Origin of the sequence: Bradyrhizobium yuanmingense (genome assembly GCF_029167105.1) — a bacterium.
In the GTDB taxonomy this organism is placed as follows: Bacteria; Pseudomonadota; Alphaproteobacteria; order Rhizobiales; family Xanthobacteraceae; genus Bradyrhizobium; species Bradyrhizobium yuanmingense_A.
Map to the genome: position 1 here is coordinate 279399 of NZ_JARFML010000004.1, position 15782 is coordinate 295180.

Genomic DNA, 15782 nt, shown 5'->3' on the forward strand with positions numbered 1-15782 from the left:
GCGCCGACGCTCAACCTGACCGGTGCAAGCACGGCCGGCAGCCGCCTCGGGCTTACGCGGCTGCAGACGCCGGCCAGTGTGGAGGTGATTTCAGCCGAGACCATCGCCGAACGCGGCCAGGAGAATATCCTGGACGCGGTGACGCAGAACGCCGTCGGCTTCACCGCGAGCCCGGCACCGGGCAACGGCGGGGTCTCGTTCAATACCCGCGGCTTCACGGGCCTTGGTTCCGTGATGACGCTCTATGACGGCACCCAGTTCTATATCGGCGCCGGCACGGTGACCTTTCCGTTCGACACCTGGTCGACCGAGCGTATCGAAGTGCTGCGCGGCCCGGCATCGGTGATGTACGGCGCGGGTGCCGTCGGCGGCGCCATCAACATTGTTTCGAAACTGCCGTCCTGGATCCCTCGCAACCAAGCCGAAATCTCGCTGGACACCAACATGACACGGCGAATTGCGGTCGACAGCGGCGGTCCGATCAGCAAGGACGTCGCCTATCGCATCACCGCCACCGGCAACATGTCGGATGGATGGGTCGATCGTGACAACACCTCGAACGTCGCGCTTCATGCCGTGGTCCAGGTCAAACAGAACGAAGACGTCACCTGGACACTGTCCACGGATTACGGCGATCGCAACCCGTCGCGCTACTTCGGCACGCCGCTGATCAACGGCAGGTTCCAAGAGTCGCTACGCTTCAAGAACTACAATGTCAGCGACAGCCACATCCGCTACCAGGACAGCTGGAATCAAGTGAAGACCGACTGGCAGGTCGCCGATGGAATTTCGATCCACAACACGCTCTACTACTTGAACTCCAAGCGGCACTGGAAGAACGTCGAAAGCTACGCCTACAATCCTGCTACCGGCCTCATCAACCGAACCAGCTATATCGAGATCTTTCACGATCAGCAGCAGGTCGGCAACCGCATGGACGCGAAATTTCGCGGGCATGTCCTTGGGATGGCCAACGAGTTCCTGGCGGGCTTCGACGTCAATAGCATCAATTTCACCCACACCAACAATTCACCTTATGGCGGCTCGTCGTCCGTCAACCCGTACAGCTTCGATCCAGGCGTGTTCAACAGCCCGAACCCCACCATTCCCGGTTACGGCAGCGTGACCAACCAGTACGCGGTCTTTGCCGAAAACAGGCTTTCGGTCACCGAGCAGCTATCCTTCATTGCCGGCATCCGCCAGGACGAACCGACGATCACGCGCACCGACTATGTCACGCCCGCCAACAGCTTCGAGAAATCATTCTCCTCGACGACCTGGCGCGCCGGCGCGGTCTATACACCTGTCAAGGACCTTGCCTTCTATGGCCAGTATGCCACGGCGGTCGATCCGGTCGGAGGGCTGATCTCACTGTCGTCCGCCAACAAGAATTTCGACCTCGCCACCGGCAGACAGATCGAGATCGGCGTGAAGCAATCGTTCTGGGGGGGCCGGGGCGAATGGACCTTGGCAGGCTACGAGATCGTGAAGAACAACCTGCTGGCCCGCGATCCCAACATTCCCTCGCTGACGGTCCAGGTCGGCCAGCAATCATCGCGCGGCGTCGAAGCGTTAGTTGGCTTTCTGCTCGACTATGGCTGGCGTATCGATGCCAACACCGCGTTCCTGCGCGCGAGGTATGACGACTTCGTGCAGTCGGTCGGCGGCGTCGCCGTGAATTTTGCCGGCAATGTCCCGGTCAACGTCCCGCAGACCGTCTCCAATATCTGGGCGACTTGGGCCTTTGCGCCGAACTGGTCGGTCAATGCCGGCGTGCAGATCGTCGGCAAGACCTACGCGGACAATGCCAACACGATGACGCGCCCAGCCTACAACGTCGTCAATGCCGGCGTGCAGTGGAAGCCCGATCTCAACACCACCGTGTCGTTTCGCGTCTACAATCTGTTCGATGAGGTCTACACCACGTCGGGCGGCACGACCCAGTGGCTGCTCGGCATGCCGCGCACGGCGCGAGTCGCAGTCAACGTGAAGTTCTGACCGTGTCACGCGCCGTGAAACGCACACTCCGGCGGTGGCTGTATATCGGTCACCGCTGGGTCGGCATCGTCACCTGCCTGTTCTTCGCCATGTGGTTCATCTCTGGCGTGGTGATGATGTACGTCGCGTTTCCAGGCCTTTCCGAAAAGGAGAGGCTGGCAGCGCTCCCTGATATTCAGTGGGAGAAAGTGGCGCTGTCGCCGGATGAGGCAATGAAGGCGGCGGGCGCGACGCGCTATCCGCGCGATCTCCGGCTGTCGATGCTGGCCGACGAACCCGTGTATCGGATCACCGGCTGGGACGGCAAGCGGCAGGCGATCTCCGCAGCCGACGGCCGCGTCATCACGGGTGTTTCCGAACAGCAGGCGCTCGCGGTCGCGCAACATCATCCCGCAAGCAGGTCGCCGCGTCTCGAAGAAATTGTTGACCGCGACCAATGGAGCGTAACGGCCCGTTACGATCCGCTGCGACCGTTCTACCTCATCGGGGTCGGCGACGATGCCGGCACCAAGCTCTATGTCTCGTCGCGCTCCGGCGAGATAGCGCTCGACACCAACCACACCGAGCGCGTCTGGAACTGGCTCGGCTCGATCCCGCACTGGATCTATCCGACCGTGTTGCGCAAGGACGGGCCGCTGTGGCGGCTGGTCGTTCTTTGGATCTCCGGCATCTGCCTCATCGTTGGCGTCACCGGCATCTGGATCGGAATCCTGCGCGTACGGCTGAAGCGGCGCTATTCGAGCGGCAGGATCACGCCGTACCGCGGCTGGATGGCTTGGCACCACGTCACCGGCCTGATCGCGGGCGCCTTCGTGCTGACCTGGATGTTCTCCGGTTGGCTTTCACTCAATCCCGGCGATTTTTTTGCAGGCCGCAACACCGCGCGGGAAACGCTGCAACGCTACGCGGGCCATGAAGAGCCGACCATTGCGACCAGGCTGCCGACGCCGCAATCCGCCGTGGTCGAAGCCCGCTTCGTCTGGCTCGATGGCGGCCCGATGATGCTCGCCGCATCGCGTGACGGCACGCAGAGACCGCTGGATGTGACGTCGGGTCGAATTGCGACACTTCCGCAGGATCGGCTTTGGACGGCCGCAGCGAAATTGCTGCCGCAAGCGCGCCTCGCGGAACGGCTCGTGCTCGACGACTACGATTCCTATTGGTATGCGCATCATCACGACCGCGAGTTGCCGGTGCTGCGCGCGGTGTTTGATGATGACGCGAAAACATGGTTTCACATCAACCCCGTCACTGGCGACATCATTGGTCGCGCGGACAGCAGCCGTCGCACCTATCGCTGGCTGTTCAACGCGCTGCACAGTTTCGATTTCCGCCTGCTGCTGATGTATCGCCCGGCCTGGGACATCGTGGTGTGGCTGCTCTCGATCCTTGGCACCATCGTCTCGGTGAGCGGTGTCGTCGTCGGCTGGCGCTATCTGCGCCGTTGAAGCGAATTTGGCTGTTGACAACGTCCCCGTGGGTCACAAGTTGCGATCACATTCCAGATGCAGCCTTCCGCCTCGCATCGGCAATCCAACGCCTATGATCACCTGCCCCTACTCCACCTGCAGCACGTCGACGGAAACGCCGAGCTTCTGCTTGGACGACCCGACGATGATGCCGTCGACCGGCGAGACGTCGGAAAAATCGCGCCCCATTGCCAGCACGATGTGATCGTTGCCGATCAGGAGATCGTTGGTCGGATCGAGATCGACCCAGCCAAGCTCTGCCCCGCACCAGAGCGACACCCAGGCATGGGTGGCGTCGGCACCTTGCAGCCGCGGCTGGCCCGGCGGCGGAATGGTGCGTAAGTAGCCGCTGACATAGGCCGCCGGCAGGCCGAGCCCGCGCAAGCCAGCAATCATGACATGGGCGAAGTCCTGGCAGACGCCGTGACGCTTGTCGAAGACTTCGTCGAGCGGCGTCGAGATCACGGTCGCCTTCGGATCGTAGCGGAATTCGCCGCGGATGCGTCGCATCAGGTCGACGGCGCCGGTGAGGATGCCCGCGCCGGGCGGAAAGCTCATCCCCGCATAGGCGCTGACCGGGCGCAGCACCGGCACCAGGGGGCTGGCAAAGACATAACCGACCGGCGAGGACGGCCCGAGGCTGGTGGCTTCGAAGGCGATGTCGCGGACGCTCTCCCAGGGCGGGCTGACCGCATCGCGCGCCGGCGGCCGGCGCGACACCGAGACGCGCGAGCGCGAGTCGATGCGCAGATTGCGATGCGCGGCTTCGATCACCACGCTCTCGGTCAGCGTGCCGAAGAAGTCGCGCCGCACATTGCGCTCGGCCGGTCGTGGATGGATCTCGACCTCGTGCGAGATCAGCTCCTGGCCGCCGCCGCTTGCGGGCTCCAGTCGCAGCGTGCAGCGGGCGAAGCTGACGGGATTCTCGTACTCGTAGGTGGTGACGTGACGGATGTCGTAGATCACGCCAGCCCCGTCAGCTTTTCCGGCCGGCTGGCATTGGGACCGTGCGGGAAGTAGTGCAGCCCGATCGCCTCGCCTAGGCTGAGCAGATCCTGCTCCAGGGCGAACAGCGTCTTGACCTCGAGCTTCTCAGCCTCGGCGGTCGCGAGCATCGCCTGCATCGCGACCGCCAGACGCTGCGGCTTCTCGATCAGGCCGTGCTCCTTCAGGCTCGGCAACGCGGCAATATGCTCGTTCAGCGTCGTCACCTGAAACGCCACCGAACGCGGATTGTAGCCGTCGAGCACCGCGAGGTCGCGCACCGGGGCCAGGATCGGCGCCAGCAGATAGCGCGAGCGGTAGGTGATCTGGCAATCCACCAGCGTCAGCAGGATGTCGAGATCCTCGTCGCCGGCCTCGTCATAGGCGAACTGGCGGGTGAAGCGCGTGGTGTTGATGGCGCGCTCGATGCGGCGGCCGATGTCGAGGAAGCGCCAGCCGGCGGCGCGGTTCATATTCTCCTGCGCGAGCCCTGCAAAGCTCGCCAGCTCCTGCAAGGTCAGCTCAGCGGCGCTCAGCACGCTGTCGTCGTCCTCTACCTCGATGGCGAGGCGCTCGGCCATCTCGGTGATCACCTGCCAGGCATCTGGCGACAGCCGCTCGCGCAAGGAGGTCGCCGTGCGCAAGGCCGCGCGCACCAGCGACAGCGCCGAGCCGAAACGCTCCGCGCTCTGCAGCGCTTCGGCGACGATGCGCCCCGCGGCCGTACGCGAGGATTGCGAGACCGCGCCCCAGGCTACCAGCAGGCGCTGGATGCGTTCGGCCGATTGCGCCGAGGCCGCGGTGCCCTTGTTAGGCCCGCTCGGCGAGCCCAAGGCGCGCACCAGCCGCAGCGTCGCCTCGGCGCGTTCGAGATAGCGGCCGAGCCAGAACAGATTGTCGGCGGCGCGGCTCGGCAACACGCCGGCGATGCGGCGGATGCGTACCTTGTCCGTCGCCGGCAACAGCGTCGCGGTCGCGACCTGCTTGTCGGAGACGATCCAGACGTCGGCGGCGCGCGCGCCGTCGCCCATCGACACCGCGCGCGCGTCCGGCTGCTCGGCGATCCGGCAGAAGCCGCCGGGCATGATGGCCCAGCCGTCCGGGGTTGCGGCCGCGAACACGCGCAGCACGAAGGGACGCGGCGTGAGCTGCCCCTGCTCCCACACCGGCATGGTCGAGAGCCGCACCACCTCCTGGCCGACATAGTCCATGCCGCGCGCGGTGATGGCGTCGACCAGGCGCTGGCGGTCGGCGGCGTCCAGCTCGCTCGCGAGCACCGGACCGTTGCTGTCGAAACCGGGAACGCCGCGGCGATAGGCGCCTTCGATCGCGACCTCGTCGAGCCGCGCCAGCACCTCGTCGCGCGCCGCGCGCTGGCCGCACCACCAGGTCGCGATATGCGGCATCTTCAGCTCTTCGCCGAGCAGGCGGCGGCTCAGCGCCGGCAGGAAGCCGAGCAGCGCCCGCGCCTCCAGCACGCCCGAGCCCGGCATGTTGGCGACGACCACGCCGTCCTTGCGCAGCACGTCGATCAGGCCGGGCACACCGAGCCGGGAGGAGGCATCGAGCTCGAGCGGATCGAGCGAGTTGGAATCGACCCGGCGCAACAGCACATCCAGCCGCTTCAGACCGGCGACGGTGCGGATGTGGACGCGGCCGTCACTGACCGCGAGGTCGTCGCCCTCGACCAGCAGGAAGCCGAGATAGCGCGCCAGCGTCGCATGCTCGAAATAGGTCTCGCTGAAGCTGCCGGGGGTGAGCACGCCGATCCTGGGCTCGTCGCGATCGGCGCGCGCGCGCAAGCTGTCGCGGAACGCCTCGAAGAACGGCGCGACGCGCGGCACGTTCATCGACTTGTAGAGATCGGAGAAGGCGCGCGACAGCACCAGGCGATTCTCCAGCGCGTAGCCCGCACCCGATGGCGCCTGGGTGCGGTCGCCGAGCACCCACCAGCGGCCGTCGGGCCCGCGGCCGACATCGGCGGCATAGATCGAGAGATAGCGTCCGCCGGGCGGCGGCACGCCGCAGACGGGACGGAGATATTCGGGACTGCCGGCGATCGCGGCGGCCGGCAGCGCGCCTTCGGCCACGAGGCGCCCCTCGCCATAGATGTCGCGCAGCACGCGCTCGAGCAGCTCGGCGCGCTGGGTGATGCCGGCACAGAGCTGCTGCCAGTCGGCTTCATCGATCAGAAGCGGCAGGTGGCTGATCGACCACGGCCGGTCGGCGCTGTCCCCCGGCGCGCGGTAGGTGACGCCGGCCTCGCGCAAGTGACGGTCGGCCATGCCGAAGCGGCGCTCGATCTCGTCGGGCGCCAGCGCGCCGAAGGCGTCGAAGAAGCGGCTCCAGACCGCGCGCGGGGCACCGTCTGGCCCTAAGAACTCGTCGGGGATTCCGGGCAGCCGGCTATAGTCGCGAACCCATTGCGCGAGGCGGCGCTGGCCGGCTTCCCTGCCCCCCTTGTCGTTCTGTTCGGCTGCGCCCTCGGCCATGCGCCTCTCCCTGCCCCACCATCATACTCATTGCAGGAGCGGGGTCCGCAAGTCGAGGGTCAGCGGAAACTCATTTGTGCGTTCCTCGGGCGGCGGCTGCATCGGACCCGGGGTGTGACCGTGGTCCTGGAAGCGCGCCAGCCGCCGGGCCTCGGCCTCGTAGGTGTTGACCGGCTTGGTGTCGTAGTTGCGCCCGCCGGGATGGGCGACGTGGTAGACGCAGCCGCCGAGCGAGCGGCCGTTCCAGGTATCGATCAGGTCAAAGGTCAAGGGCGCGTGGACGGGGATGGTCGGGTGCAGGCCGGAGGCCGGCTGCCAGGCCTTGAAGCGGACGCCGGCCACGGCCTCAGCCGAGCGGCCGGTCGGGGTCATCGGCAGGCGGCGGCCGTTGCAGGTGACGACGTGGCGGCCCTCGACGAAGCCTTCGGCCTTGACCTGGAGCCGCTCGACCGAGCTATCGACATAGCGCACGGTGCCGCCGGCCGAGCCCTCCTCGCCCAGCACGTGCCAGGGCTCCAGCGCCTGCCGCAGCTCCAGCGTCACGCCGCCATGATGGATGCGGCCGAAAGCGGGGAAGCGGAATTCGAGCTGGGCCAGATACCATTCCGGCTCGAACGGATAGCCCGATTGCTTGAGCTCGCCGAGCACGTCGAGAAAATCCTCCCAGATGAAATGCGGCAGCATGAAGCGGTCGTGCAGCGCGGTGCCCCAGCGCACGAACTTGCCGTTCAGCGGCTCGCGCCAGAACTTTGCGATCAGGGCGCGGATCAGGAGCTGCTGCGCCAGCGACATGCGTGGATCCGGCGGCATTTCGAGCGCGCGGAATTCGACGAGGCCGAGCCGGCCCGTGGGGCCTTCCGGTGAATAGAGCTTGTCGATGCAGATCTCGGCACGGTGGGTGTTGCCGGTGATGTCGACCAATAGATGCCGGAACAGCCGATCCACCAGCCACAACGGCGTCTGCGTGCCCGGCGGTGGTACGTGCGAGAGCGCGATCTCGAGCTCGTAGATGCTGTCGTGCCGGGCTTCGTCGATGCGCGGCGCCTGGCTGGTCGGACCGATGAAAAGGCCGGAGAAGAAATAGGACAGTGACGGATGGCGCTGCCAGTACAGCACGAGGCTCTTCAAGAGATCGGGCCGGCGCAGGAACGGGGAATCCTGCGGCGAGGAACCACCGACCACGACGTGATTGCCACCGCCGGTGCCGGTATGGCGGCCGTCGACCAGGAAACGGTTGGCGCCGAGCCGCACCTTGGCCGCATCCTCGTAGAGACCGGTGGTGATCTCGACCGCATCGCGCCAGCTCTTCGCAGGCTGGATGTTGATCTCGATGACGCCAGGGTCGGGCGTCACCTTGATCACCTCGATGCGCGGGTCGAACGGCGGCGGGTAGCCCTCGACATGGACCTGTAGCTGCATCTCCTCGGCGGTGGCTTCCAGCGCAGCAACCAGCTCGAGATAGTCCTCGATGCGCTCGACCGGCGGCATGAAGGCGCAGAGCACGCCGTCGCGGACTTCGACCGACATCGCGGTGCGAACCGGGACGGAGGTGTTGAGATGCTCGGGCGCGGCCCGCGGCGGGGATTCCGGCCGCGCGGCGAGCGTGAACACCGGCAGCCTGCCCCGCGCCTCCATCGGGTCCTGCTCGACGATGTAGGGATATTGGTTGGGCGGGACGTAGCCGAGCGAGCCGATTGGCAGGCGCAAACCGAGAGGCGAATCGCCCGGCATCAGGAACAGATGATTGCGCCGGAGTTGCCATCGCTCGCTGCGCCAACGCGGCGGCGCGTTCCAGCGCTGCACCGGCAGCACGAAGCCGCGCGGTGTGTTGAGGCCCTCGTCGAACACGCGCGCCATCCGCGCGCGGGCTTCCGGATCGGATAGTTTGGAATCGGAGGGATCGACGTTGACGGGAAGCTCGGCCTCCTTCTGGAGCCAGTACGCGGTGTCCTCATAAGCCGGCATGATGTAGCCGGCATCGAGGCCGAGCCGGGCCGCGGTGCCTTCCATGAAGGTCTCGGCGTCCTTCACCTCGGCGCGACGCGGGTTTTCGATCTTCGCGATGAGGTCGGCGTTCTTCCAGATCGGCACGCCGTCCTTGCGCCAATAGAGGCCGAAGGCCCAGCGCGGCAGGCTCTCGCCCGGATACCATTTGCCCTGGCCGTAATGCAGCAGCCCGCCCGGCGCGAAGCGCGTGCGCAGCCGGCGGATCAGATCGTCGCCGAGCGCGCGCTTGGTCGGGCCGACCGCTTCCGTGTTCCACTCGCCGGCCTCGAGATCGTCGACCGAGACGAAGGTCGGCTCGCCGCCCATGGTGAGGCGCACGTCCGCGCTGGCGAGATCGCCGTCGACCTGCTCGCCGAGATCGTTGAGGCGCGCCCAGGATTCGTCGGAGAACGGCTTTGTGATGCGCGGCGCCTCGCGGATGCGCCTCACGCTCATGTCGAAGGAGAACTCGACCTCGGCAAAGCCGGCCCCACCGGAGATCGGCGCTGCCGAACGGTAGTGCGGCGTGGCTGCGACCGGGATGTGCCCCTCGCCTGCGAGCATGCCCGAGGTCGCGTCGAATCCGATCCAGCCGGCACCCGGCAGATAGACCTCGGCCCAGGCGTGCAGATCGGTAAAATCGTTCGCCACTTCCGGCGGTCCCTCGATCGGATCGATGTCGGGACGGATCTGGACCAGATAGCCCGAGACGAAGCGGGCGGCGAGCCCGAGATGGCGCAAGGTCTGGATCAAGAGCCAAGCGGAATCACGGCACGAGCCTGCGCCGGAGGCAAGCGTCTCCTCCGGCGTCTGCACGCCCGGCTCCATGCGGATGATGTAGCGGACCTTCTTCTGGATCTCGCGATTGAGGTCGACCAGGAAATTGACCGTGTTCGGGGCTTCGTGCGGAATCGAATCGAGGAATTTGGCGAACAGGCGATCGGGCTTGATGGTCTCGAGATAAGGCGCGAGCTCCGTCTTCAGATCCTTGGGATATTCGAACGGGAAGCTGTCGGCATAGGGCTCGACGAAGAAGTCGAACGGATTGACCACGGTCATCTGCGCCGTGAAGTCGACCTCGAATTTCAGCTCGGTGGTCTTCTCCGGAAAGACGTAGCGCGCCAGCCAGTTGCCCTGCGGGTCCTGCTGCCAGTTCACGAAATGATTGGAAGGCGTGACCTTGAGCGAATAGCTCAGGACCGGCGTGCGCGTATGCGGCGCCGGTCGCAGCCGGATGGTCTGCGGGCCAAGGTCGATCGGGCGGTCGTATTTGTAGTGCGTGACGTGGTGTAGCGCGACGTAGATCGACACGGGATGCGGTGCTCCAGCAGCTTTTTTGAGCAGAACACCGGAGGGGAGTGCGATCAAGCACTAACAACGGGCACGGGCTGCCTAGGTAAGGTGCGGGGCGGACGCTCGTGGATTCCTCTTCCCTTCCCCCCTTGTGAGAGAAGGTGGCATAGGCGGCCTCCGGCCGCCGTCTTCAAGAACGCCGAAGCGAAGCTTCGGCTACGGCGCCGGATGAGGGGTTCTCTCCACCCGCAAGGCTAGTCGTGAGGATAGAGACCCCTCACCCGGCTTCGCTTTCGGCGAAGCCACCCTCGCCGCAAGGGGAGAGGGTTAGCAGCGTGCCCTTGGCACGAACTCTACGCCGCAGAGGTCAGCCTTTGCAGGAACTGGGTCACTTCGCGGCGGAGCGTCTCGACTTCGCCGTGGACGCGTTCGGAGGCGTGATTGACGCGGGCAGCGACGCGGCCGGTGTCGGCGGCGGCCTCGCTGATGCCCGTCACGTTGGAGGAGACCTGCGAGGTGCCGGCAGAGGCTTCGTGAACGTTGCGGGCGATCTCGCGCGTCGCCGCCCCCTGCTGCTCGATCGAGGCGGCAATCGAGGCGGTGATGCCGTTGATCTCGGCGATGGTCTGCGCGATCGCCTCGACGGCCGCGACCGAATTGGTGGTCGATTGCTGCATCTCGCCGACCTTGGCGCTGATCTCTTCGGTCGCCTTGGCGGTCTGGTTGGCGAGGCTCTTGACCTCGGAGGCCACCACCGCGAAGCCGCGGCCGGCGTCGCCCGCGCGGGCCGCCTCGATGGTGGCATTGAGCGCGAGCAGGTTGGTCTGCGAGGCGATCTCGCTGATCAGCTTGACGACGTCGCCGATCTGCATCGCGGCGTCCGCAAGGCTCCGGATCTCGCTGCCGGCGCGATTGGCTTCGTTCACCGCCCGACCCGTGCTCGCGGTCGAGCCGGCCACCTGGCGGTTGATCTCGGCGATCGACGATGCAAGCTGCTCGGCGGCGCTGGCGACAGTGGCGACGTTGCGCGAGGCCTGGTCGGACGCGCTGAGCACGCCGGAGGTTTGCAGGCTGGTCTTCTCCGCCGCCGCCGCCATCTGGCCGGCATCGGATTCGAGATCGGTCGCGGCGCCCATCAGCGTGCCCGCAACCTGATCGAGATGCGTGCCGAATTGCCTGGCAAGGTCCGCGATCTCGACGACGCGGCGGCCGAGGCTGTCGGTGCCGGCATTGATCACGGTCGCCGAGCGGCGGAACGAGCCGGGCAATCCGCGCGCCAGGATCTTGCGGAAATACTTGCCGCGGCTGGCATACTCCATCGACGCCGAAGCTTCGCGCTGGAACGCATCGGTAATGTCGAGCATGTCGTTGACCGATTTCTGGATGGCGCCGATGCGCCCGGCCTGCCGCTCGCTGAGGATGCGCGCCTCGAGATCGCCGTCCGCCGCCTTGCGGCACACATCAGCGACCTCATCGACGGCAACCGCGGTGCGGTGCTGGCACCAGACGGCATAGCTGGAGAGCGCGATCGTCGCGCCAAGAGAAGCGGCACTCGTGATACCGGTTATGCCGAGAAGCGAGAGAACGAACGCAACGACGGCAAGACCACACGCGAGCGCGGTTGCTCCCTGCGCCTTAGAGAGAGAGCACAAATTCATCGTAACCGACACCCTGTTGCTTGAGCAGCCCGACCATCGCCTCGAAGCTCGCCTGCATGCCCTCCTTGGCATTGGCATGCCGCGCCTCTTCGGTGCACAGCGTCTTGTAGATCGGCTTGATGCGCCCGATCTGCGCGGGATCCGGCTTGCGACGGTTGGAGTGATAGCCGACGATGTTGCCGCGCTGGTCGAATGTCGGCGTGACGTGGGCGAACACCCAATAGTGACTGCCGTCCTTCGCCAGATTGACGACGTAGGCGAAGATCTCCTGCTTGGACTGCAGCGTGTCCCACAGCAGCTTGAAGACGCAGCGCGGCATGTCGGGATGGCGGATCAGGCTGTGGGGCGCGCCCATCAGCTCCTTCCACGAGTACTTCGCCATGCGGATGAAGACGTCGTTGGCGTAGGTGATGCGGCCCTTGAGATCGGTCTTCGAGACGATCAGCTCCTCGTCGCCGAGGAGATTTTCTACCCCAGTGGGACGTATCGCTTGCATCGGTTCGATCCTTAAAGCGCGGCCGGCCCCACCACGCTGTGGAGCCGCACCACTCCCGTGTCTACGGCAACAATCTTAACCAGATGTAAGCCGGGGAACTCTTGCGGGCCGCGCCTGCCTCCGTATCACTACTTAGCGAGGGATCGTTGCATCGGGCGCAACTACACGCGGCGCCGTCATCGGCTTTTCAATTGCGACTGCGTTGCGATTGCGCCGTGCGCGCGGCGCGACTACATCGTCGCGCCCAGCACCCAGGGCGCGAACTCGGCGCCGCCGAAGTCAAAGCTCTCGCTCTTGGTCGGCTGCCCCGAGGCAGTCTTCAAGATCAACTCGAAGATCCGCTGGCCGCATTGTTCGACGCTCTCCTCGCCTTCGAGGATGGTGCCGCAATTGACGTCCATGTCCTCTTCCATGCGCTTGTACATGGGCGTGTTGGTGGCGAGCTTGATCGAGGGCGCCGGCTTGCAGCCGAACACGCTGCCGCGGCCCGTGGTGAAGCAGACGAGATTGGCGCCACCGGCGACCTGCCCGGTCGCAGCTACCGGATCGTAGCCGGGCGTGTCCATGAACACGAAGCCCTTCTTGGTGACGGGCTCGGCATAGCGCAGCACCTCGACGAGGTTGGTGGTGCCGGCCTTGGCCATCGCGCCGAGCGACTTCTCCAGGATGGTGGTGAGGCCACCGGCCTTGTTGCCAGGGCTCGGATTGGCGTTCATCTCGGCGCCTTCGCGCGTCGTGTATTCGTCCCACCAGCGCATCAGGTCGACCAGCTTCTCGCCGACCTCGCGGCTGACGGCGCGGCGGGTGAGCAGATGCTCGGCGCCATAGGTCTCCGGCGTCTCCGACAGGATCACGGTGCCGCCGTGGCGCACGATGAGGTCGCTGGCCGCGCCCAGCGCAGGGTTGGCCGATACGCCGGAATAGCCGTCCGAGCCGCCGCATTGCAGCGCCACGGTGAGCTCGCTCGCCGGCACCGTCTCGCGCTGGACCTTATTGGCGTCAGTCAGCGCCTCGCGCACGAAGGCGATGCCGGCCTCGACCGTCTTGCGGGTGCCTCCGACCTCCTGGATGTCCATCGCACGCAGGCGGCCGGCGAGCTTCTGCTCTTCCATCAGGCCGCCGATCTGGTTCACCTCGCAGCCGAGACCGAGCACGATGACGTGGGAGAAATTGACGTGGCGCGCATAGCCGCCGAGGGTGCGGCGGAGCAGCGCCAGCGGCTCGTTCTGCGTCATGCCGCAGCCGGTCTTGTGGGTCAGCGCGACGACGCCGTCGACGTTGGGGAAGTCGGCGAGCGGATTGTCGCCGGTGAAAGGATTCTTCTTGAAGACGTCGGCGACGAGGCTGGCGACATGCGCGCTGCAATTCACCGAGGTGAGGATGCCGATATAATTGCGCGTGGCGACGCGGCCGTCCGGACGGCGGATGCCTTCGAAGGTCGCCGGCAGGTCGAAATTCGGCGTCGGCTTGACGTCGGCGCAATAGGCGTAGTCCTTGGCGAAATCACCCATGCCGCAATTCTGCACGTGCACGTGCTGGCCCGGCGCGATGGCTTGCGTGGCAAAGCCGATGATCTGACCGTAGCGCCTGATCGGCTCGCCTGCCGCGATCGGCTTGATCGCGACCTTGTGGCCGGAGGGAATGCGATCGACCGTGGTCACGCCGTCGGCGACCAATGTTCCCGGCGGCAGGCTCGCGCGCGCGATCACCACGCCATCATCGGGATGCAGGCGGATGACGGGGCTGATGGTCATGGGAGTCTCCTTGGGTCTCTTACTTCACCTCTCCCCGTTCTTACGGGGAGAGGTCGGATCGCACAGCGATCCGGGTGAGGGGCAAGCCGCGCGCTCAATCGTTAGATTTAGTCGTGTTGAGAGAGGCCCCTCACCCTGACCCTCTCCCCGTAAGAACGGGGAGAGGGAAAGAGCTCAGGCTTTGCCGCCCGAATCCTTGCGGGTCGCGTTCACCTGCATCTTGGCGTAGGTCGTCATCAGTCCGACTTCGTTGGACAGCGTCACCAGCTTGAAGCCCATGTTGATCGCACGCGCTGCGCCTTCGGCGCCGCTGCAATGGATGCCCGGGTTGAGGCCGCGCTTGCCGCACTCCTTGATGATCTTCTCGTAGATCGCGAGGATCTCGGGCTCGCTGCGGTCGAGCTTGGGCTCGAGGCCGTAGGAGAAGCCGAGATCGGACGGGCCGATATAGACGCCGTCAATGCCTTCGACGTCGAGGATCGCTTCCATATTCTCGACGGCGGTCCGCGTCTCCATCATCGGCAGCAGCACGATCTCGTCGTTGGCCGTCTTCTGATAGGAGCCCGCGGTGCCGTACATGCCGGCGCGGATCGGACCGTTGGAGCGCACGCCCTTGGGCGGATATTTCGCATAGGAGACCAGGTTCCGGGCTTCCTGCGGGGTGTTGACCATCGGGCAGATCACGCCATAGGCACCGCCGTCGAGCACCTTGCCGATGATGCCGGGCTCGTTCCAGGGCACGCGGACCATCGGGGTAACCGGATGCTTGTCCATGGCCTGGAAGCATTGCACCATCGACAGATAGTCCTGCACGCCGTGCTGCATGTCGACCGTGACGCTGTCGAAGCCGCATTGCGCGATCATCTCGGCCGAGAAGCCGGAGGGGATGGCAAGCCAGGCGTTGACGACCGCCTTGCCCGACTTCCAGATCTCTTTGACTTTATTCGCCACGTTGCCTTTCCTTCCCTGTTGCTCTCACTCGCCGCGGATCGGGTTGGGCGCACTTTGAGCGAAAAAAAGCGTGAATGTCCATGGCTCTCGCCGCGCACGCGCGCATATCTGGTTTCACTCCCCGGCTATTGTCTCATCCGCGCCGCCGAGCCCCGCAAGGCTCCGTTCGAGCTCGCCGAGCATGTCCTGCAATTCGGCGAGCTTGCGGGCGCCGAAGCGCCGCGTGATCTCGGCATAGATCGCTTCCGAGGTCGGCGCGACAGAGGCCATCAGCTTCAGCCCCTCCTTCGAGATCGAGACCATGCTGCGGCGCTGATCCGCTTTCGCCGTCTTGCGCTCGATCAGGTTGCGCGCCTCGAGGTCGCGCAGGATGCGCGACAGGCTCGGCCCGAGCAGGAACGCGGTGCGCGCGAGTTCCGTGACCTCGACCGCCTCGATCGCCGCCAGCGCCCGCAGGATACGCCATTGCTGCTCGGTCAGGCCGTGCTCGCGCAGCGAGGGACGAAACTGCCGCATCACCGCTTCCCGGGCCCGCAGCAGCGACATCGGCAGCGAGCGCGAGAAATCGCGCATCGGCACCTGGCGCGCGGCCGGCGGGTGACCGTTGGCGGGATCGGCGGATTTCTTCGTCATGACGCCCTTTCAAGCCGCAAAACGTTTGCAGTGCAGCAAGCCGAATTTGTGTTTGACGCATTCACTTA

Annotated in this window: 10 protein-coding genes; 2 read left to right on the forward strand and 8 right to left on the reverse strand. The window is 65.7% G+C overall.

Translation table 11 applies throughout. From position 1 onward, the window contains the following. Positions 1-78: 78 nt before the first annotated feature. Together P0R31_RS07740 and P0R31_RS07745 are read left to right on the forward strand one after the other, a co-directional pair. Positions 79-1998, forward strand: a complete 1920-nt coding sequence (locus P0R31_RS07740) for a TonB-dependent receptor (RefSeq protein ID WP_430516810.1) — start codon at positions 79-81, stop codon at positions 1996-1998. Between the two features lie 14 nt (positions 1999-2012). Beyond that, positions 2013-3446, forward strand: coding sequence for a PepSY domain-containing protein (locus tag P0R31_RS07745; protein WP_430516811.1), 1434 nt, complete (start codon positions 2013-2015; stop codon positions 3444-3446). Positions 3447-3554: 108 nt separating this feature from the next. Here the strand turns inward: P0R31_RS07745 and P0R31_RS07750 are convergent, their stop codons facing one another. The 8 genes from P0R31_RS07750 to hpaR form a co-directional block, all read right to left on the reverse strand. Continuing rightward, entirely contained in the window at positions 3555-4433 is an 879-nt protein-coding gene (locus tag P0R31_RS07750) for a transglutaminase family protein (RefSeq protein ID WP_275513552.1), read from the reverse strand. Next, entirely contained in the window at positions 4430-6943 is a 2514-nt protein-coding gene (locus P0R31_RS07755) for a circularly permuted type 2 ATP-grasp protein (protein WP_275513553.1), read from the reverse strand. Before P0R31_RS07755 ends, P0R31_RS07750 begins: the two co-directional genes overlap by 4 nt. Before the next feature lie 27 nt (positions 6944-6970). Continuing rightward, positions 6971-10240, reverse strand: coding sequence for a DUF2126 domain-containing protein (locus P0R31_RS07760; protein ID WP_275513554.1), 3270 nt, complete (start codon positions 10238-10240; stop codon positions 6971-6973). 335 nt (positions 10241-10575) lie between these two features. Continuing rightward, the gene (locus P0R31_RS07765) at positions 10576-11880 is read right to left on the reverse strand and encodes a methyl-accepting chemotaxis protein (RefSeq protein ID WP_275513555.1); all 1305 of its coding nucleotides are present in this window, start codon (positions 11878-11880) and stop codon (positions 10576-10578) included. Next, entirely contained in the window at positions 11858-12376 is a 519-nt protein-coding gene (locus P0R31_RS07770; RefSeq protein WP_275513556.1) for a PAS domain-containing protein, read from the reverse strand. Before P0R31_RS07770 ends, P0R31_RS07765 begins: the two co-directional genes overlap by 23 nt. Before the next feature lie 230 nt (positions 12377-12606). Then, positions 12607-14130: a UxaA family hydrolase gene (locus tag P0R31_RS07775; RefSeq protein ID WP_275513557.1), complete on the reverse strand. Its 1524-nt coding sequence runs from the start codon at positions 14128-14130 to the stop codon at positions 12607-12609. 174 nt (positions 14131-14304) lie between these two features. After that, positions 14305-15081: an HpcH/HpaI aldolase family protein gene (locus P0R31_RS07780; RefSeq protein WP_128262697.1), complete on the reverse strand. Its 777-nt coding sequence runs from the start codon at positions 15079-15081 to the stop codon at positions 14305-14307. Between the two features lie 114 nt (positions 15082-15195). Continuing rightward, positions 15196-15714, reverse strand: a complete 519-nt coding sequence (gene hpaR / locus P0R31_RS07785; protein WP_275513558.1) for a homoprotocatechuate degradation operon regulator HpaR — start codon at positions 15712-15714, stop codon at positions 15196-15198. Positions 15715-15782 lie beyond the last annotated feature (68 nt).